General features: G+C 62.0%; 16 protein-coding genes and 1 tRNA gene. 1 reads left to right on the forward strand and 16 read right to left on the reverse strand.

Features of this window, described 5'->3' with window-relative positions:
* The 4 genes from DSD28_RS25510 to rpsL form a co-directional block, all read right to left on the reverse strand.
* On the reverse strand, positions 1–119 hold a 119-nt coding region (locus DSD28_RS25510), incomplete at its 3' end, for a GTP-binding protein (RefSeq protein WP_162911514.1).
* Positions 120–184: 65 nt separating this feature from the next.
* Positions 185–2284, reverse strand: a complete 2100-nt coding sequence (gene fusA, locus DSD28_RS25515; RefSeq protein WP_119259249.1) for an elongation factor G — start codon at positions 2282–2284, stop codon at positions 185–187.
* A gap of 31 nt (positions 2285–2315) precedes the next feature.
* Positions 2316–2786: a 30S ribosomal protein S7 gene (rpsG, locus tag DSD28_RS25520; protein WP_069059038.1), complete on the reverse strand. Its 471-nt coding sequence runs from the start codon at positions 2784–2786 to the stop codon at positions 2316–2318.
* A gap of 55 nt (positions 2787–2841) precedes the next feature.
* Positions 2842–3213 carry a 30S ribosomal protein S12 gene (gene rpsL / locus DSD28_RS25525; RefSeq protein WP_022719193.1) on the reverse strand — a complete coding sequence of 124 codons (372 nt, stop codon included), beginning with the start codon at positions 3211–3213 and terminating at the stop codon, positions 2842–2844.
* Between the two features lie 574 nt (positions 3214–3787).
* Here rpsL and DSD28_RS25530 point away from each other — a divergent pair.
* A complete protein-coding gene (locus tag DSD28_RS25530; RefSeq protein WP_119259250.1) occupies positions 3788–4084 on the forward strand; it encodes a transcriptional regulator in 297 nt (98 codons plus the stop codon).
* An 18-nt stretch (positions 4085–4102) separates the two neighbouring features.
* Here DSD28_RS25530 and DSD28_RS25535 read toward each other — a convergent pair whose 3' ends face one another.
* From DSD28_RS25535 to DSD28_RS25590, 12 genes are all read right to left on the reverse strand, one after another.
* Positions 4103–5152: a cytochrome-c peroxidase gene (locus DSD28_RS25535; protein WP_119259251.1), complete on the reverse strand. Its 1050-nt coding sequence runs from the start codon at positions 5150–5152 to the stop codon at positions 4103–4105.
* Between the two features lie 158 nt (positions 5153–5310).
* A complete protein-coding gene (gene rpoC / locus DSD28_RS25540) occupies positions 5311–9522 on the reverse strand; it encodes a DNA-directed RNA polymerase subunit beta' (RefSeq protein WP_119259252.1) in 4212 nt (1403 codons plus the stop codon).
* A 157-nt stretch (positions 9523–9679) separates the two neighbouring features.
* Positions 9680–13819, reverse strand: a complete 4140-nt coding sequence (gene rpoB / locus DSD28_RS25545) for a DNA-directed RNA polymerase subunit beta (RefSeq protein WP_119259253.1) — start codon at positions 13817–13819, stop codon at positions 9680–9682.
* A gap of 252 nt (positions 13820–14071) precedes the next feature.
* Positions 14072–14449: a 50S ribosomal protein L7/L12 gene (gene rplL / locus DSD28_RS25550; RefSeq protein WP_119259254.1), complete on the reverse strand. Its 378-nt coding sequence runs from the start codon at positions 14447–14449 to the stop codon at positions 14072–14074.
* A 60-nt stretch (positions 14450–14509) separates the two neighbouring features.
* Positions 14510–15028 (reverse strand): 50S ribosomal protein L10, encoded by a 519-nt coding sequence (gene rplJ / locus DSD28_RS25555; RefSeq protein WP_024270435.1) that lies wholly within the window; start codon positions 15026–15028, stop codon positions 14510–14512.
* A 337-nt stretch (positions 15029–15365) separates the two neighbouring features.
* Positions 15366–16058 (reverse strand): 50S ribosomal protein L1, encoded by a 693-nt coding sequence (gene rplA, locus DSD28_RS25560; protein ID WP_119259255.1) that lies wholly within the window; start codon positions 16056–16058, stop codon positions 15366–15368.
* 4 nt (positions 16059–16062) lie between these two features.
* A complete protein-coding gene (rplK, locus tag DSD28_RS25565) occupies positions 16063–16494 on the reverse strand; it encodes a 50S ribosomal protein L11 (RefSeq protein ID WP_119259256.1) in 432 nt (143 codons plus the stop codon).
* A gap of 201 nt (positions 16495–16695) precedes the next feature.
* Positions 16696–17226, reverse strand: coding sequence for a transcription termination/antitermination protein NusG (gene nusG / locus DSD28_RS25570; protein WP_119259257.1), 531 nt, complete (start codon positions 17224–17226; stop codon positions 16696–16698).
* A 16-nt stretch (positions 17227–17242) separates the two neighbouring features.
* On the reverse strand, positions 17243–17449 hold the full coding sequence (secE, locus tag DSD28_RS25575; RefSeq protein ID WP_119259258.1) for a preprotein translocase subunit SecE: 207 nt from the start codon (positions 17447–17449) through the stop codon (positions 17243–17245).
* A gap of 190 nt (positions 17450–17639) precedes the next feature.
* A tRNA-Trp gene (locus tag DSD28_RS25580) sits at positions 17640–17715 on the reverse strand.
* A 136-nt stretch (positions 17716–17851) separates the two neighbouring features.
* Positions 17852–18508: a hypothetical protein gene (locus DSD28_RS25585; RefSeq protein WP_119259259.1), complete on the reverse strand. Its 657-nt coding sequence runs from the start codon at positions 18506–18508 to the stop codon at positions 17852–17854.
* 289 nt (positions 18509–18797) lie between these two features.
* A partial coding sequence (locus DSD28_RS25590) for an EF-Tu/IF-2/RF-3 family GTPase (RefSeq protein WP_348627939.1) occupies positions 18798–19241 on the reverse strand: 444 nt, incomplete at its 5' end.

The raw sequence follows: 19241 nt of genomic DNA on the forward strand, positions 1-19241 counted from the left end.
TTGAACTCGCCGAAGTACTTCGTGATCGCTGCAGTCGTCGACGTCTTGCCATGGTCAACGTGGCCGATCGTGCCGATGTTTACGTGAGGCTTGTTGCGCTCAAACTTACCTTTTGCCATTTCCGGCTCTCCGTTCCTGATCCCCGAAGGGAAATTCGTTCAAAACTTTAAGGGGGATACCCCGGTCACTTCTGACCGGAGTACTTTGCCTGGATTTCCTGTGCGACGTTCGACGGAACCGGCGCGTAATGGTCGAAGACCATCGAGTACTGGGCGCGGCCCTGCGACATGGAGCGCAGGTTGTCGACGTACTTGAACATGTTCGCCAGCGGCACGTGGGCGGAGATCACGACGGCGATGCCGCGCGATTCCTGGCCCTGGATCTGGCCACGGCGGGAGTTCAGGTCGCCGATGACGTCGCCGACATAGTCTTCCGGCGTCACGACTTCGACCTTCATCATCGGCTCCAGAAGCTGGGCGCCGGCTTCGCGGGATGCTTCACGGAAGCAGGCACGCGATGCGATTTCGAAGGCGAGGACCGAGGAGTCGACGTCGTGGAAGGCGCCGTCGATGAGCGTCGCCTTGACGCCGAGCATCGGGAAGCCTGCGAGCGGACCCGAGGACAGAACGCTTTCGATACCCTTCTGAACGCCCGGGATGTATTCCTTCGGAACAGCACCGCCGACGATCTTGGATTCGAAGACGAAATCTTCGCCATCCGGGTTCGGTTCGAAGACGAGCTTCACGCGGGCGAACTGGCCGGTACCACCGGTCTGCTTCTTGTGCGTGTAGTCCTTCTCGGTCTTGCGCGTGATCGTCTCACGGTAAGCAACCTGCGGAGCGCCGACATTGGCTTCGACCTTGAACTCGCGACGCATGCGGTCGACGATGATGTCGAGGTGAAGTTCACCCATGCCTGCGATGATCGTCTGGCCGGATTCTTCGTCGGTCTTGACGCGGAAGGACGGGTCTTCGGCGGCCAGGCGGTTCAGGGCGAGGCCCATCTTTTCCTGGTCGTTCTTCGTCTTCGGCTCGATGGCGATCTGGATAACCGGTTCCGGGAATTCCATGCGCTCGAGGATGACCGGCTTCAGCGGATCGCAGAGCGTGTCGCCCGTCGTCGTGTCCTTGAGGCCGGCGAGAGCAACGATGTCGCCTGCGAAGGCTTCTTCGATGTCTTCACGCGAGTTGGAGTGCATCTGAAGCATACGGCCGACGCGCTCGCGCTTGTCCTTGACCGTGTTCATGACGGACGTGCCCTTTTCGAGCTTGCCCGAGTAGATGCGCGCGAAGGTCAGCGAACCGACGAAGGGGTCGTTCATGATCTTGAACGCGAGCATGGAAAGCGGCTCGGCGTCATCGGCGTGACGCTCGATCTCGGCTTCCGTCTTCACGTCGATGCCCTTGATCGCCGGGATATCGATCGGCGACGGCAGGAAGTCGACGACGGCGTCGAGAAGCGGCTGAACGCCCTTGTTCTTGAACGCGGTACCGCAATAGACCGGGTGGAACTTCACGTCGATCGTGCCGCGGCGAACGAGTTCGCGGATCTTGTCGTTGTCCGGGTAGTTACCTTCGAGATAGGCTTCCATCGCGGCTTCGTCGACTTCGACGACGGTCTCGATGAGCTTCTCGCGGTATTCCTCGGCCTTTTCCTTCAGATCTTCCGGGATCTCGACGACGTCCCACTGGGCGCCGAGCGATTCGTCGCGCCAGATGAGAGCGTTCATCTCGATCAGGTCGATGACGCCCTTGAACTCGGTCTCGGCGCCGATCGGCAGCTGCATGGCGACCGGGATCGCACCGAGGCGCGACTTGATCATGTCAAGGCAGCGATAGAAGTCAGCGCCGGTCTTGTCCATCTTGTTGCAGAAGATCATGCGCGGAACATGATACTTCTCGGCCTGACGCCAGACGGTTTCCGTCTGCGGCTCAACGCCGGCGTTGGAGTCGAGCAGCGCGATGGCGCCGTCGAGAACGCGCAGCGAACGCTCGACTTCGATGGTGAAGTCGACGTGGCCGGGGGTGTCGATGATGTTGAAGCGGCGAGCCTTGCCGTCACGGCCCTTCCAGAAGGTCGTGGTGGCAGCGGACGTGATGGTGATGCCGCGCTCCTGCTCCTGCTCCATCCAGTCCATCGTCGACGCGCCGTCGTGGGTCTCGCCGATCTTGTGGTTCTTACCGGTGTAGTACAGGATACGCTCGGTCGTCGTGGTCTTGCCGGCGTCGATGTGCGCCATGATACCGAAGTTGCGGTAGTCTTCGATTTTATATTCGCGAGCCATCTGGGACTCCTTTCGAGACGTCTAGTTTCGGTTACCAGCGGTAGTGCGAGAATGCACGGTTGGCATCAGCCATCTTGTGCGTGTCTTCGCGCTTCTTGACGGCGCTGCCGCGATTGTTCGCTGCGTCCATGAGTTCGCCGGAGAGGCGCTCGACCATGGTCGTTTCGTTACGCTTGCGGGCAGCGGCGATCAGCCAGCGGATGGCCAGAGCCTGACGGCGCTCCGGACGAACGTCGACCGGAACCTGGTAGGTCGCACCGCCGACGCGACGCGAGCGCACTTCGACGTGCGGCGCGACGTTGTCGAGAGCCGAATGGAAAACCGTCACCGGATCCTGCTTGGCCTTGCCCTGCACGACATCGAAGGCGCCGTAAACGATCGTTTCGGCGACGGACTTCTTGCCGTCCAGCATGATGGCGTTCATGAACTTGGTGACTACGAGGTCGCCGAACTTCGGGTCCGGGTTGATCTCGCGCTTTTCTGCTCTATGGCGACGGGACATACTTTTCGTCTTTCTTCAAAAGGTTCCGACCAGCGAAATGGCGCCGGTTACTGTATTATTTCGGACGCTTCGCGCCGTACTTGGAGCGGCGCTGCTTGCGGTTCTTGACGCCCTGGGTGTCGAGAACGCCGCGGATGATGTGGTAGCGCACGCCCGGAAGGTCCTTTACGCGGCCGCCACGGATCATGACGACAGAGTGTTCCTGCAGGTTGTGGCCTTCGCCCGGGATGTAGCCGATGACTTCGAAGCCATTGGTCAGGCGGATCTTGGCGACCTTACGCAGAGCCGAGTTCGGCTTCTTCGGGGTCGTCGTGTAGACGCGGGTGCAAACGCCGCGCTTCTGGGGGTTTTCCTGCAGAGCAGGAACCTTGTTGCGCTTTACCGACGCCTGGCGCGGCTTGCGGATCAACTGGTTTACGGTAGGCATATAACCATCCCTTGCAAATCTAGTCTCGTTACCCTTGCGGGCGGATAAATCGTCACCCTCACGGGCGAGTCCATGGCCACACGCGTGTTCATGCGCAATAAAAGGCCAATCCGCCTCTAGCGGATGACCTCATTAGGCAGAGGACGCGCTATAACCGCGTCATGCGTGCAGCATTCATGTTCTCAACGTGCGTCGAGCCCTGTTTGAGGCGAACTTCAGAACGAGTCATTCCGAACCAGCCAGCCTCACATAGGCTCTGATGGCGTGCGGAATACTGACTAAAGGGCGAAAGGTCAAGGGGCGGCGCTAAAGAATCCCGGGAGCGGATGGCTGACCCGCCTGAAAAGCAGGGCTTCAAGCCCCTGCCCCGCGCCGTTTCGACGGCTCCCTGGGCTCGGCAGCCTTCGCAGGCGAACATTAAGAAAGCATGAAGACGGAATCAACCGGAAAGAGTCGGCGGGACGCTCACCGATTCCCTTTCCGCTCTTTTGGAGGCGGCGGCGATTTTGCGTTTGGGTCCTGCCGCCCTACCCTTTATAGAACGAGCACAACCCGATCCCGAAAGGAGCCCGCCATGGCGTCAGACGCCGACAACGACAACAGCACGCTCGAGGAGCCGATGGTCTTCATCATCATCGGCAAGGCCTATGAGCGCGAGGGCGACGAGGGCATCGACATCCACGTCATGCTGCGCGCGCCCGACGACGACACCGCCGTACGCGAGGCGCTGAACGCGCTTTCGGAGGAAGGCTTCCTCGAGGCAGACCTCGACCAGATCGGCACGCTGACCGGCGAGCCCGAGGAAGAGCCGCACGCCTCCGCCTACAAGGGCGCCCTCGAAGGGGAAGTGGCGATCATCCGCTTCGCGTGACGACCGCCACCCCGTCGTTTACTTGACTTCGCCGCTCGGCAGGGGCGTATCGCCCGTCTCTGCCGGCAGCACCGGATAGACCACTTCAGGCATGCGCCCTTCCAGCGAACCGAGGAAGGCCACGATGCGGTCGACTTCGGTCTCCGACAGGTCCTCGCCGAGCTGCGAGGTGCCCATGATGGCCACAGCCTGCCTCAGGTTCCATACCTTGCCCGAATGGAAATACGGCGCCGTCAGCGTGACGTTGCGCAGCGGCGCGGCGCGGAAGACGTAGGAATCGTCCGCCGTCGCCGTCACCGCAAAGCGGCCCTTGTCGTTCTCCGGCAGGACTTCCGAACCGGGCTTCTCGATCAGGCCGAACGGATAGTAGCCGTTGCCGCCGATGTTGATGCCGCTGTGGCAGGAGGCGCAGCCCTTGTCCATGAAGAGCGCGAGCCCCTCCTTCTGCTCCGTGGTCATCGCACCGTCGTCGCCGTTGAGATAGGCATCGAACGGCGCCGGCGTGATCAGCGTCGCCTCGAAGGCCTCGATGGCCTTGGCCATATTGTCGAAGGTCACGGGATCGGCCTCGCCCGGGAAGGCGGCCTTGAACCAGTCGACATATTTCGGCATCGACTTCAGCGTCGCGACGACCTGGGCCGGCGTGTTCGCCATCTCGACTCCGGCCTGGATCGGCCCCTTGGCCTGCGCCTTCAGGTCTTCCGCCCGGCCATCCCAGAACTGCGCCTCGTTGAAGACCGCGTTCAGGGCGGTCGGCGAGTTGCGCGGCCCCTTCTGCCAGCCGTGGCCGATCGACGTTTCGAGGTTGTCGTCGCCGCCGGTCGCCAGGTTGTGACAGGAATTGCACGAGAAGACGCCCGAGGCCGACAGCCGCGGATCGAAGAACAGCGCCTTGCCGAGGTCGATCTTCTCCTTCGTGATCGGATTGTCGTTGACCGCCGGATAGGTCGACGGCAGGGGCTTGAAGATGTCAAGCGCCGTCGCGCGCAGATCGGCCGGAACCGGATCGGCGGCAAAGGCCACGGTCGCGATGACCGTCGCGGCCACAGTCGCCAGCAGGAATTTCATGGCTACCTCCATTCGTTGGGATACGAATGGACTTTAGAACCGCTCCAAACTGAGCGATTGCGCCAGATCAAACCGCCCTCGCCTGTCCTTGCGCATAAACAAAAGGCCGCCCGAAATATTTCGGGCGGCCTTTTCATTCGTCAAAAGAGCGACAGCGCTTACTCGGCTGCGGCGCCTTCGCCGCCGGCGAGGTCCGCCAGCATCGGGGTCGCGACGCCAGCGCCGGTCGACTTGCGGCGCTCGTCGAGAATCATCTCGTCGCGGGCCGTCGCGATGCGGCGGATCTGGGTCATGGTGCCACCGGTACCGGCCGGGATGAGGCGGCCGACGATGACGTTCTCCTTGAGGCCCTGCAGGCCATCGGTCTTGCCGGCGATCGCAGCTTCCGTGAGAACCTTGGTGGTCTCCTGGAACGAAGCGGCCGAGATGAACGACGGGGTCTGCAGCGACGCCTTGGTGATGCCGAGAAGGACAGGCTCGCCGTAAGCCGGCTTCTTGCCTTCCTCGATCAGGGCGTCGTTGACGTCTTCCAGCTCGATGCGGTCGATGTTGTCACCGACAATGTACGTCGAGTCGCCGGCATCCGTGATCTCGACCTTCTGCAGCATCTGGCGAACGATCACCTCGATGTGCTTGTCGTTGATCACAACGCCCTGCAGTCGGTAGACTTCCTGGATTTCGTTCACGAGGTAGGAAGCGAGTGCTTCCACGCCCTTGATCGCCAGGATGTCGTGCGGCGCGGGGTTGCCGTCGAGGATGTAGTCACCCTTTTCGATGTAGTCGCCGTCCTGAAGGTGGAAGGGCTTGCCCTTCGGGATCAGGTACTCGACCGGCTCGACACCGTCTTCCGCCGGCTCGATCATCACGCGACGCTTGTTCTTGTAGTCGCGGCCGAAGCGGACGGTACCATCGATCTCAGCGATGATGGCGTGGTCCTTCGGACGACGGGCCTCGAACAGTTCGGCAACGCGCGGCAGACCGCCGGTGATGTCCTTGGTCTTGGCGCTTTCCAGCGGCGAGCGGGCAAGAACGTCACCCTGGGAGACCTTCTGGCCCGGCTCGACCGAAAGGATCGCGTCGACCGAGAGCATGAAGCGGGCTTCACCACCACGGGACAGCTTGGCGACAGCGCCGCTCTTGTCCTTGATGACGATGGCCGGCTTCAGGTCCGTACCGCGCGGCGTCGAGCGCCAGTCGATGACCGAACGCTTGGTGATGCCGGTGGATTCGTCGGTCGTTTCCAGAACCGAGATACCATCGACGACGTCTTCGAAGTGAACCGTACCTTCCACTTCCGTCATCATCGGACGGGTGTAGGGGTCCCACTCGGCGAGACGCTGGCCGCGCTTCACCTTGTCGCCGTCATCGACGAAGATCTTCGAACCGTAAGCGACGCGCTGCGCGGAACGCTCGACACCACGCTCGTCGAGGATGGTGATCGCCATGTTGCGGCCCATCGCGACGAGTGCGCCGTCGGAGTTGCGCAGCATGTTGCGGTTCTTGATCTGCACCGTGCCTTCATACGAGGCTTCCAGGAACGACTGGTCGACCACGGTCGCCGTGCCGCCAAGGTGGAAGGTACGCATGGTGAGCTGGGTGCCCGGTTCGCCGATCGACTGAGCCGCGATGACGCCCACGGCTTCGCCCATGTTGACGGGCGTGCCGCGTGCAAGGTCGCGACCGTAGCAGACGCCGCAGACGCCGGTCTGGATCTCGCAGGTCAGCGCCGAGCGGATGCGGATCGACTGGATGCCGGCCTTCTCGATCTCGACGACATCGGCCTCGAGGATCATCTTGCCGGCATCGACGATGCGCTCACCCGTGACCGGATGATCGATGTCGTCCAGGGCCGTACGGCCGAGAACGCGGGTGCCGATGGAAGCCACGACCTGGCCGGCGTCGACGATCGCCGTCATCGTGAGGCCCTTGTCGGTGCCGCAGTCGACATGCGTGACGATGCAATCCTGCGCGACGTCAACGAGACGGCGGGTCAGGTAACCGGAGTTCGCGGTCTTCAAGGCGGTGTCTGCCAGACCCTTGCGGGCGCCGTGCGTCGAGTTGAAGTACTCGTTCACGGTCAGGCCTTCCTTGAAGTTCGAGATGATCGGTGTTTCGATGATCTCGCCCGACGGCTTGGCCATGAGGCCGCGCATGCCGCCCAGCTGGCGCATCTGGTTCGGAGAACCGCGGGCGCCCGAGTGGGACATCATGTAGATCGCGTTCATCGGCTTCTGGCGACCGGTTTCCGGGTCGAACTCGACGGCCTTGATGCGGGCCATCATGTCCTCGGCAACCTTTTCGGTCGCCTTGCCCCAGGCGTCGACGACCTTGTTGTACTTCTCGCCCTGAGTGATCAGGCCGTCGTTGTACTGCTGCTCGTATTCCTTGACCAGGTTTTCGGTGTCACCGACGATCTTCACCTTGCTGTCCGGAATGACCATGTCGTCCTTGCCGAACGAGATGCCGGCGCGGCAGGCATGGCTGAAGCCGAGCTGCATGATGCGGTCGCAGAAGATGACCGTGTCCTTCTGGCCGCAATGGCGGTAGACCGTGTCGATCATCTTGGAGATGTTCTTCTTGGTCATTTCCTGGTTGCAGATGTCGAACGGGATATTGCCGTTCTTCGGCAGCAGTTCGCCGATGATCATGCGGCCGGGCGTCGTCTCGTAGATCTTCGTGTACGGCTTGCCGTCGGCATCGACCGACTTGTAGCGGCCGCGGATCTTGGCGTGCAGCGTGACGACCTTGTTTTCCAGAGCGTGGTGCAGTTCGCCCATGTCGGAGAAGGCCATGCCTTCGCCCGGCTCGTTCTGGTTCTGGATCGACAGATAGTAGAGGCCGAGAACCATGTCCTGCGAGGGTACGATGATCGGTGCGCCGTTCGCCGGGTGCAGGATGTTGTTCGTCGACATCATGAGCACGCGCGCTTCAAGCTGGGCTTCCAGCGAGAGCGGGACGTGGACGGCCATCTGGTCGCCGTCGAAGTCGGCGTTGAAGGCCGTGCAGACGAGCGGGTGCAACTGGATGGCCTTGCCTTCGACCAGGATCGGTTCGAAGGCCTGGATGCCCAGGCGGTGCAGCGTCGGTGCGCGGTTGAGGAGAACCGGATGCTCGCGGATGACCTCGTCGAGGATATCCCAGACTTCCGGCTTTTCCTTTTCGACGAGCTTCTTGGCCTGCTTGACGGTCGAGGAGAAACCCTTCGCGTCGAGGCGGGCGTAGATGAACGGCTTGAACAGCTCGAGCGCCATCTTCTTCGGCAGGCCGCACTGGTGCAGCTTGAGTTCCGGACCCGTCACGATGACCGAACGGCCGGAATAGTCGACGCGTTTGCCGAGCAGGTTCTGGCGGAAGCGGCCCTGCTTGCCCTTGAGCATGTCGGACAGCGACTTCAGCGGACGCTTGTTGGCGCCCGTGATGACGCGGCCGCGGCGGCCGTTATCGAACAGGGCGTCAACCGATTCCTGAAGCATGCGCTTCTCGTTACGGATGATGATGCCCGGTGCGCGCAGCTCGATGAGGCGCTTCAGACGGTTGTTACGGTTGATGACGCGGCGATAGAGATCGTTGAGGTCCGACGTCGCGAAGCGGCCGCCGTCCAGCGGAACCAGCGGGCGCAGGTCCGGCGGGATCACCGGAACGACCTTCATGATCATCCATTCCGGGCGGTTGCCGGATTCCATGAAGTTCTCGACGATCTTCAGGCGCTTCATCAGCTTCTTCTGCTTCAGGTCCGACGTGGTGTCGGCCAGATCAGAACGCAGGTCGCCGGCGATCTTTTCGAGGTTCATCGAGGCGAGCATCTCGTAGATGGCCTCGGCGCCGATCATCGCCGTGAACTGGTCTTCACCATATTCATCGACGGCGATCATGTATTCTTCTTCGGAAAGAAGCTGGTTTTCCTTGAGCGCGGTCAGGCCCGGCTCCGTCACGATGTAGTTCTCGAAATAGAGAACGCGCTCGACATCCTTGAGGGTCATGTCGAGGAGCGTGGCGATGCGCGAGGGCAGCGACTTCAGGAACCAGATGTGGGCGACGGGCGCGGCGAGCTCGATATGGCCCATGCGCTCGCGGCGAACGCGCGACAGCGTGACTTCGACGCCGCACTTTTCGCAGATGATGCCCTTGTACTTCATGCGCTTGTACTTGCCGCACAGGCACTCGTAGTCCTTGATCGGGCCAAAGATGCGCGCGCAGAAGAGACCGTCGCGTTCCGGCTTGAACGTGCGGTAGTTGATCGTTTCCGGCTTCTTGATCTCGCCATACGACCAGGAAAGGATCTTTTCCGGAGACGCGATCGAAATACGGATGGAGTCGAACGTCTGCGCAGGCACCTGCGGGTTGAAAAGGTTCATGACCTCTTGGTTCATGCCTATCTCCTTCGTGGGCCAGTGGCCCTCTGCTTAGCAGTCAATTGCGGCGATACCCGGGTGCCGCAAGACTGCCTGAAACGGATGAGCCGCCCCTGCCCGACCGGGCCGAGGCGGTAACGGTGCGCGCCTTGAGGCGCGCACCGGATCATCAGGCTTATTCCGCCGCGTCGGGAAGCTGGCCGGCTTCCGCGGCCGGATCGACCTTCGAGTTCTCGAGTTCGACCGACAGACCGAGCGAGCGCATTTCCTTGACGAGAACGTTGAAGCTCTCCGGAATGCCCGCCTCGAACGTGTCGTCGCCACGCACGATCGCCTCGTACACCTTGGTGCGGCCCGCGACGTCGTCCGACTTCACGGTCAGCATTTCCTGCAGCGTGTAGGCGGCGCCGTAGGCTTCGAGCGCCCAGACCTCCATTTCCCCGAAGCGCTGGCCGCCGAACTGCGCCTTGCCGCCCAGCGGCTGCTGGGTAACGAGCGAGTACGGGCCGATCGAACGGGCGTGGATCTTGTCGTCCACGAGGTGGTTCAGCTTGATCATGTACATGTAGCCGACGGTGACCTGGCGGTCGAAGGCTTCGCCCGTACGGCCGTCGTAGAGAACCGACTGACCGGACGAGGCAAGACCTGCGCGCTCCAGCATGCCGGCGACGTCGGGCTCATGCGCACCGTCGAAGACCGGGGTTGCGATGGAGACGCCCTTGCGGGACTGCTCGGCAAGCTTGACCAGGGCGTCGTCGTCGAAGTGAGCGACTTCGTCCTTGGCTTCGCTTTCGTAGACTTCCGTCAGCTCGCGCTTCAGGTCCGAGATGTCCATGGTCTTGCGATACTCGTCGAGCAGCTCGCCGATCTTCTTGCCCATGCCGGCGCAAGCCCATGCGAGGTGCGTTTCGAGGATCTGACCGACGTTCATGCGCGAAGGCACGCCCAGCGGGTTCAAGCAGATGTCGACATGCGTGCCGTCTTCGAGGAACGGCATGTCCTCGATCGGCAGGATGCGCGAGACGACACCCTTGTTGCCGTGACGGCCGGCCATCTTGTCGCCCGGCTGGATCTTGCGCTTCACAGCGACGAAGACCTTGACCATCTTCATGACGCCCGGAGGCATTTCGTCGCCGCGCTGGACCTTCTCGACCTTGTCCATGAAGCGCTGTTCAAGGCGCGACTTGGATTCGTCGTACTGGCCGCGGAGGGCTTCGATCTCGCCCTGGACCTTCTCGTCCTCGACGGCGAACATCCACCACTGCGAGCGGGGATATTCGGAGACGACGGCGTTCGACAGCTCGGTGCCCTTCTTGAAGGACTTCGGGCCGGCGACGGCGACGTGACCGCGCAGCATGTCGATCAGACGGCCGTAGACGTTACGGTCGAGGATCGCCTGCTCGTCGTCACGGTCCTTCGCAAGACGCTCGATCTCTTCGCGCTCGATCGCCATCGCGCGTTCGTCCTTCTCCACGCCGTGGCGGTTGAAGACGCGAACTTCGACGACCGTGCCGAAGGTGCCGGGCGGCATGCGCATGGAGGTGTCGCGAACGTCGGAGGCCTTTTCACCGAAGATGGCGCGCAGGAGCTTTTCTTCCGGCGTCATCGGGCTTTCGCCCTTCGGGGTGATCTTGCCGACCAGGATGTCGCCCGGCTGAACCTCTGCGCCGATATAGACGATACCGGCTTCGTCGAGGTTCTTCAGCGCTTCTTCCGAGACGTTCGGAATGTCGCGCGTGATTTCTTCCGGACCCAGCTTGGTGTCGCGGGCCATGACTTCGAATTCCTCGATGTGGATCGAGGTGAACACGTCGTCGGAGACGATGCGTTCGGACATCAGGATCGAGTCTTCGTAGTTGTAGCCGTTCCACGGCATGAACGCGACGAGCGCGTTGCGGCCGAGCGCGAGGTCGCCGAGGTCGGTCGACGGACCGTCCGCGATGATGTCGCCCTTGTTCAGAACGTCGCCGACGGCGACCAGCGGGCGCTGGTTGACGCAGGTGTTCTGGTTGGAACGCTGGAACTTCTGCAGACGGTAGATATCGACGCCCGACTTCGACGGATCGAGGTCTTCGGTGGCGCGGATAACGATACGGGTCGCGTCGACCTGGTCGACGACGCCGCCGCGGCGGGCCGCGATGGCGGCGCCCGAGTCACGGGCGACGACCGGCTCCATGCCGGTGCCGACGAACGGAGCTTCCGCACGCAGGAGCGGCACGGCCTGACGCTGCATGTTCGAACCCATGAGCGCGCGGTTGGCGTCGTCGTTCTCGAGGAACGGGATGAGCGCCGCCGCGACCGAAACGAGCTGCTTCGGCGAAACGTCCATGAGGTTGATCTGGTCGCGCGGGGCGAGCATGACTTCGCCGGCGTGACGGCAGACGACGAACTCTTCAGCGAAGGAGTTGTCGGCTTCGAGCACCGAGTTGGCCTGCGCGACGTGGTACTTGGCCTCTTCCATTGCGGAGAGGTAGACCACGTCCGTCGTGACCTTGCCGTCGACGATCTTGCGGTACGGGCTTTCGATGAAGCCGTACTTGTTGACGCGGGCGAAGGTTGCGAGCGAGTTGATCAGACCGATGTTCGGGCCTTCCGGCGTTTCGATCGGGCAGATACGGCCGTAATGGGTCGGATGAACGTCGCGGACTTCGAAGCCTGCGCGCTCGCGGGTCAGACCACCCGGGCCAAGAGCCGAAAGACGGCGCTTGTGGGTGATTTCCGAAAGCGGGTTCACCTGGTCCATGAACTGCGAGAGCTGCGAGGAACCGAAGAATTCACGAACGGCTGCGGCTGCCGGCTTCGCGTTGATCAGGTCCTGCGGCATGACCGTGTCGATCTCGATCGAGGACATGCGTTCCTTGATCGCGCGCTCCATGCGGAGCAGGCCGAGACGGTACTGGTTCTCCATCAGTTCGCCGACAGAGCGGACGCGACGGTTGCCGAGGTTGTCGATGTCGTCGATCTCGCCCTTGCCGTCGCGCAGCTCGACCAGCATCTTCACGACGGCAAGGATGTCTTCCTTGCGCAGCGTGCGGACCGTGTCGGCGACGTCGAGGTCGAGGCGCATGTTCATCTTCACGCGGCCAACGGCGGAGAGGTCGTAACGCTCCGCATCGAAGAACAGCGTGTTGAACATGGCTTCGGCCGAATCCATGGTCGGCGGTTCACCCGGGCGCATGACGCGGTAGATGTCGAACAGAGCGTCCTGACGGTTCTCGTTCTTGTCTGCCGAAAGCGTGTTGCGGATGTAGGCGCCGACATTGATGTGGTCGATGTCGAGAACCGGAATCTCGTCGAAACCGGCCGACAGGATGACCGGCAGGGTCTTCTCGTCGATTTCGTCGCCGGCTTCGAGGTAGATCTCGCCCGTGCTGTAGTTGACGACGTCTTCAGCGAGGTAGTTGCCGTAGAGATCTTCGTCGGTCGCCTTGAGGGCCTTGAGGCCCTTTTCGGAGAGCGAGCGCAGCAGACGCGGGGTCAGCTTCTTGCCAATCTCCACGACCACTTCACCCGTGTCGGCGTCGATCATGTCCGCGACGGCCTTCTGGCCCTTCAGCGCGTCGGGATTGAACGGCACGCGCCAGCCTTCGCCGTCGCGCTGGTAGAGCGACTTCGTGTAGAAGGTCGACAGGATTTCTTCGCCGTCCATGCCGAGAGCCATGAGCAGCGACGTGACGGGGATCTTGCGGCGGCGGTCGATGCGCGCATGCACGATGTCCTTGGCGTCGAACTCGATGTCGAGCCAGGAACCGCGATACGGGATGACGCGGGCGGCAAAGAGCAGCTTGCCGGAAGAATGGCTCTTGCCCTTGTCGTGGTCGAAGAACACGCCCGGCGAACGGTGCATCTGGGAAACGATGACGCGCTCGGTGCCGTTGACGATGAACGTGCCGTTGTCGGTCATGAGCGGCATGTCGCCCATGTAGACGTTCTGTTCCTTGATGTCCTTGATCGACTTGGCGCCCGTATCCTCGTCGATATCGAACACGATGAGGCGCAGCGTCACCTTGAGGGGCGCTGCGTAGGTCAGGTCACGCTGGCGGCATTCCTCGACGTCGAACTTCGGCTGTTCGAATTCGTAGGAGACGAATTCGAGCATGGAAGCGCCGGAGAAGTCCGTGATCGGGAAAACCGACTTGAAAACGGCCTGAAGGCCCTCGTCCGGACGACCGCCGGCGGGCTCTTCAACCATCAGGAATTGATCATAAGACGCCTTCTGAACCTCGATGAGGTTCGGCATTTCAGCGACTTCGGGGATTTTACCAAAAAACTTGCGTACGCGCCTACGACCGTTAAACGAAAGGGTCTGAGCCATCGTCGCTCCTTCAAATTTGCATCCGGGCCTGCAACGGACGGGGTTCGCTGGCCAGTCGATCCCGTCGACCAATGGGTTGGTTCAAACTCGTCTTTCTGCCGGTTGACGGGCCGGATTGCCCAATCTTGCGGTGAAGACCATCCTCTTGAAGAACCCATTACCCAAAAGCCGTTTTTGCGGCTTTTGGGTAATCAGTTCAGCGGAAAGGACCAATGGGAGAGGGTCGAAACCCTCTCCCACCGTATTCCGGTATTACTTGACGTCGACCTTGGCGCCGGCGTCCTCAAGCTTCTTCTTGAGGTCAGCGGCTTCAGCCTTGGAAACGGCTTCCTTGACCGGCTTCGGAGCGCCTTCGACCAGGTCCTTGGCTTCCTTGAGGCCGAGGCCGGTGATGCCGCGGACTTCCTTGATGACGTTGATCTTGTTGGCGCCAGCGTCAACGAGGATAACGTCGAACTCGGTCTTTTCTTCTTCGGCAGCAGCCGGAGCAGCAGCGCCGCCAGCAGCAGCAACAGCTACGGGAGCTGCAGCCGAAACGCCCCACTTCTCTTCGAGAAGCTTGGAAAGCTCAGCGGCTTCCAGGACGGTCAGGGCGGACAGGTCTTCAACGATCTTTGCGAGATCAGCCATTTTCGTATTTCCTTTTGTTCGGTTCGAACTGGGTTGTTTGATTTACAGCGAAAAACCGCCTTACGCGGCTTCGTCCTTCTTGGCGTAGGCTGCGAACACGCGGGCAAGCTGGCTTGCCGGTGCTGCAACGACCGTGGCGACGCGCGTTGCCGGGGCTGCAATGAGGCCCAGGAGCTTTGCACGAAGCTCGTCGAGCGAAGGCAGGGTCGCAAGCGACTTGACTGCTTCTGCGTCGAGTGTGGTCGCACCCATGGCACCACCGAGAACAACGAGCTTGTCGTTGGTCTTGGCGAAATCCATGGCTACCTTCGGAGCGATCATCGGATCATTTGCGTATGCAATGAGCGTCTGGCCCTGGAAGAGATCAGACATCCCTTCCGACTCCGTACCCTGAAGGGCAATTTTGGCCAGGCGGTTCTTCGCGACTTTGACGGTACCGCCAGCTGCACGCATCTTCGTACGAAGATCGTTCATCTGTGCAACGGTGATGCCGGCATAGCGGGCCACGACAACCGAACCGGAAGCCTTGAAGACTTCATTCAGCTCCGTGACGAATTCGCGTTTTTCCGCTCTTTCCACTGCCTATCTCCAGTAGACAGGGCCATGACTTCTCACGGACCCTGCCGGGTTTGCCTTTGCCGCTAGAGATCATCTCAAAAAGCTGATCCCGAGCGACGCTCGAGGATCCTGTCCCCCCGCGCTCGGCCAGAGGCCGCGACACAGGCAAGGTAGGTTCGAACCGAATTCCGCGTCATCCGACGCTGAGTGAAATCCAGGTCTCACCCGTCTCATGCAGGCAACGTGATTAAGGTCTAACCACCTGCAATCTCGGACAGGAGTTCCGGGTTGCCCCGGAAATCCCCGGCCGGATGGGCCGGGAATTCTGTTGCGGTCCGGCAAGCCGGACCGGAATAGATCAGGCGACGGTCGCCGGGTCGATCTTCACGCCCGGGCCCATCGTCGAAGAGATGGCAACGCGCTTGACGTAGTTGCCCTTGGCGCCAGCCGGCTTCGCCTTGATGACGGCGTCGGCGAAAGCCTTGATGTTCTCTTCCAGAGCCTTGGCGTCGAAGGAAGCCTTGCCGATGCCGGCATGGATGATACCAGCCTTCTCGACGCGGAACTCGACAGCGCCGCCCTTGGATGCCTTGACGGCGCCCGTGACGTCCATGGTGACGGTGCCGACCTTCGGGTTCGGCATCATGCCGCGCGGGCCGAGAACCTTACCGAGGCGGCCGACGAGCGGCATCATGTCCGGGGTCGCGATGCAACGATCGAAGTCGATCTTGCCGCCCTGGACGATTTCGAGCAGGTCTTCCGCACCGACGATGTCGGCGCCGGCAGCCTTGGCTTCATCGGCCTTGGCGCCGCGAGCGAAGACGGCGACGCGGACGTCGCGGCCCGTGCCGTTCGGCAGGTTGACCACGCCGCGGACCATCTGGTCAGCGTGGCGCGGGTCGACGCCGAGGTTCATGGCGACTTCGACGGTTTCGTCGAACTTGGCGACGGCACGCTCCTTGACGAGAGCAATTGCGTCCGACAGGGCAACGAGCTTGGTCGGATCGATGCCTTCACGGATCTTCTGGAGACGCTTTGCAATCTTGGCCATGGTCTTAACCTACCACTTCCAGGCCCATGGCGCGGGCAGAACCCTCGACCATTGCCATCGCGCCTTCGATATCGGCGGCGTTGAGATCCTTCATCTTGGCTTCGGCGATCGACTTGATCTGAGCCTTGGTGAGCTTGCCGATGGACGCGCCCTTGCCGGGGGTCTTCGAGCCGGACTGGATCTTGGCTTCCTTCTTGAGGAAGTAGGTCACCGGCGGCTGCTTCATCACAAACGTGAAGGACTTGTCCTGGTAGTAGGTGATGACGACCGGGATCGGCATACCCTTTTCCATTTCCTGCGTCGCCGCGTTGAACGACTTGCAGAATTCCATGATGTTAATGCCACGCTGACCAAGCGCCGGGCCGATCGGCGGGGACGGGTTCGCCGATCCTGCCTTGACCTGAAGCTTGAGCTGGCCTGCAACTTTCTTAGCCATTTTCTCTGCCTTTCAGAATGCGGCCGGTTGCCCGGCCCTCGATGCCGGCCCGAGGACCGACGGCTGCGGTTGCGTGGTGCGGTCCGGGCGCCCGGCCAAAGGCCGCCTTCCCTTCCACGCGATTGGCGGAAACCTCCGCCACCAACCCTCGCAAGGAGGATTGGATTTCGAAACAGCAGCGCCCGGAAGGCGCCGCCGAAATCAGATTTTCTCGACCTGGGCGTATTCCAGCTCGACCGGGGTGGCGCGACCGAAGATCGACACTTCCACCTTGAGGCGCGAACGCTCCTCGTCGACGTCCTGGACGATACCGTTGAACGAAGCGAACGGACCGTCGGAAACGCGAACCTGCTCGCCGATCTCGAAGGAAACCGAGGGCTTCGGACGATCGACGCCGTCCTGGACCTGCGACAGGATGCGCTCGGCCTCGCTGTCCGGGATCGGAACCGGCTTGTTGTCGGAACCGAGGAAGCCCGTGACCTTCGGCGTATTCTTGATGAGGTGGTACGCCTCGTCCGTCAGGTTCGCCCGCACCAGCACGTAGCCGGGGAAGAACTTGCGCTCGGAGTCGACCTTGCGGCCGCGACGCACCTCGACGACCTTCTCGGTCGGCACGAGGATCTTTTCGAAGAGGTGATCGAGACCCTTCTGGCGGGCCTTGTTCTCGATATCCTCAGCGACCTTCTTCTCGAAATTCGAATAGGCGTGGACGATGTACCAACGCGAAGCCATGTTCATCTCCAACCGATCAGGCGCCAACGCCGGCGCCGAGGACGAGGCCAACCAGCCAGCCCATCAACTGGTCCGCAGCGAAGAAAAACACCGCGGCAAGGAAGACCATGACGAAGACCATGACGGTCGAGATCATCGTCTCGCGCCGCGAGGGCCAAGTCACTTTCGCCGTCTCGGAGCGTACCTGCTGCAGAAACGCAATCGGATTCGTTTTCGATGCCATTGAATGTCCACGCCATTACGGCGCGTAAAGCTGAACTCTCAGCCCCACGCACCGCGTGTCTGTTTAGCCCTACATAAAGCCCGATTCCCTTTTTCACAAGAGGCAAGCGGGCTTTTCGCGAATTTCGGCGGAAAACACCGCCGCGCCATCGCTGCCGTCGCTGCAAGTGGTCCGCGCTGTCCGGCAGGAATGGCAGGGGCAGAGGGGCTCGAACCCCCGACCTGCGGTTTTGGAGACCGCCGCTCTACCAACTGAGCTATACCCCTATGTGCTTGCCGTATCGGGGCGAAACGCCTCTCGCCGGCAAGGCATGGCGTCTTTACGGCGCGCGGGCGGACTTGGCAAGCCCGAAGACGAGATTTTTTCACAGCTTAGGCGTCCTGCCGCCCTCCCCGCCGGCCTTCACCAGGTCACGCGGAACCGCGCGCGCAGCGCACCCGTCAGCTCCGCCTCCTGCCGGCGCACCGAGGCGGCGAGGTTGAGGTTATCGAAGAGCCGCTGCTCGACGGAAAGCTCCGTTCCGATGTCGTGCCGGCCGCTCGCCGCGCTGCCGGAGGCGATGAAGGCGGTCCCCGTCGCAAGGGCCTGGATCTCCGCCCGCTGCGTCATGCGGAAAGCACCGTGCTCGCCGCGCCGCACGGCCGCATCCGCGGAGAAGGATGGCGCGAGAACGACATCGATGGAGCGCGACGCCATCCAGCGTCGCGTCACGCCGATTCTGCCCGACACGCGCCCCGTCAGGGGATTGTAGCCGGCCGCCGCGCTGCGTTCGGCGCCGGAGCGTCCCTGCCCCGCCATCTCCGCCCAGAACCGGGCATTGTCGCGCGTGTTGCGGATGCGCCCGCCCGGCGATGCGCTGACCGAGAAGTCGACGCCGGCGCTCAGCGGATTGCCCGCCGCCGTCTTGGCGCCCGTCCTCAGCCGGTAGGCATAGGGCGAGACCTTCGTCGGCGACCAGATCACCAGCGAATCGCCCGCCGCCGCCGGGCCTGCCGGCAGGATCGCGAGAATCGTCGAAACGGCGAGCGCTGCGCGCGCTACGCGGACAAGAGCCTTCATGGAGCAACGGCCTGTTCGTTGTTACCGTGATACACGCGGCATGCCTCGTGCCCGCCACATGCAAAGGCGCCTCCACAACAGCGAATCTGAAGAATCCGGGGACGCCGGGCCATGGCGCACTTCGCGCCGGCCGAGCCGCTTCAAGCGACACGGGAAACCTACTCTTTCCCGGCTGCCCTCTCCATCCCCAGAACTGGCGAGTTATGTCCGGGGGCTAAAAAAGAACCAATAAACGGAAAAAGCCCCGCGGTTTCCCGCGGGGCTCTCATCAGGCCTGAAGCCTTAAGACTTACTCGACGATCGAAGCGACGATGCCGGCGCCGACGGTACGGCCGCCTTCGCGGATGGCGAAGCGCAGCTTTTCTTCCATCGCGATCGGAACGATCAGCTCGACGTCAACCGTTACGTTGTCGCCCGGCATGACCATTTCCGTGCCTTCCGGAAGCGTAACGATGCCCGTTACGTCCGTCGTGCGGAAGTAGAACTGCGGACGGTAGTTCGTGAAGAACGGCGTATGACGGCCGCCTTCTTCCTTCGTCAGGATGTAGGCTTCAGCCTTGAACTTCTTGTGCGGCTTGACCGAACCCGGCTTGCACAGGATCTGGCCACGCTCGACGCCGTCACGGTTCACACCGCGCAGCAGCGCACCGATGTTGTCGCCGGCCTGGCCCTGGTCGAGCAGCTTGCGGAACATTTCAACGCCCGTGCAGGTCGTCTTCGTCGTCGGACGGAT

This window comes from Shinella zoogloeoides (assembly GCF_003574625.1).
In the GTDB taxonomy this organism is placed as follows: domain Bacteria; phylum Pseudomonadota; class Alphaproteobacteria; order Rhizobiales; family Rhizobiaceae; genus Shinella; species Shinella zoogloeoides_A.

What these genes read in the sequence shown, in the direction of transcription:
- DSD28_RS25585 (WP_119259259.1), bottom strand. Translation starts at nt 18,508, where the DNA reads ATGAAGGCTCTTGTCCGCGTAGCGCGCGCAGCGCTCGCCGTTTCGACG.
- rplA (WP_119259255.1), bottom strand. Translation starts at nt 16,058, where the DNA reads ATGGCCAAGATTGCAAAGCGTCTCCAGAAGATCCGTGAAGGCATCGAT.
- rpoC (WP_119259252.1), bottom strand. Translation starts at nt 9,522, where the DNA reads ATGAACCAAGAGGTCATGAACCTTTTCAACCCGCAGGTGCCTGCGCAG.
- nusG (WP_119259257.1), bottom strand. Translation starts at nt 17,226, where the DNA reads ATGGCTTCGCGTTGGTACATCGTCCACGCCTATTCGAATTTCGAGAAG.
- DSD28_RS25535 (WP_119259251.1), bottom strand. Translation starts at nt 5,152, where the DNA reads ATGAAATTCCTGCTGGCGACTGTGGCCGCGACGGTCATCGCGACCGTG.
- DSD28_RS25530 (WP_119259250.1), top strand. Translation starts at nt 3,788, where the DNA reads ATGGCGTCAGACGCCGACAACGACAACAGCACGCTCGAGGAGCCGATG.
- fusA (WP_119259249.1), bottom strand. Translation starts at nt 2,284, where the DNA reads ATGGCTCGCGAATATAAAATCGAAGACTACCGCAACTTCGGTATCATG.
- rplK (WP_119259256.1), bottom strand. Translation starts at nt 16,494, where the DNA reads ATGGCTAAGAAAGTTGCAGGCCAGCTCAAGCTTCAGGTCAAGGCAGGA.
- rpsL (WP_022719193.1), bottom strand. Translation starts at nt 3,213, where the DNA reads ATGCCTACCGTAAACCAGTTGATCCGCAAGCCGCGCCAGGCGTCGGTA.
- rpsG (WP_069059038.1), bottom strand. Translation starts at nt 2,786, where the DNA reads ATGTCCCGTCGCCATAGAGCAGAAAAGCGCGAGATCAACCCGGACCCG.
- secE (WP_119259258.1), bottom strand. Translation starts at nt 17,449, where the DNA reads ATGGCATCGAAAACGAATCCGATTGCGTTTCTGCAGCAGGTACGCTCC.
- rpoB (WP_119259253.1), bottom strand. Translation starts at nt 13,819, where the DNA reads ATGGCTCAGACCCTTTCGTTTAACGGTCGTAGGCGCGTACGCAAGTTT.
- rplL (WP_119259254.1), bottom strand. Translation starts at nt 14,449, where the DNA reads ATGGCTGATCTCGCAAAGATCGTTGAAGACCTGTCCGCCCTGACCGTC.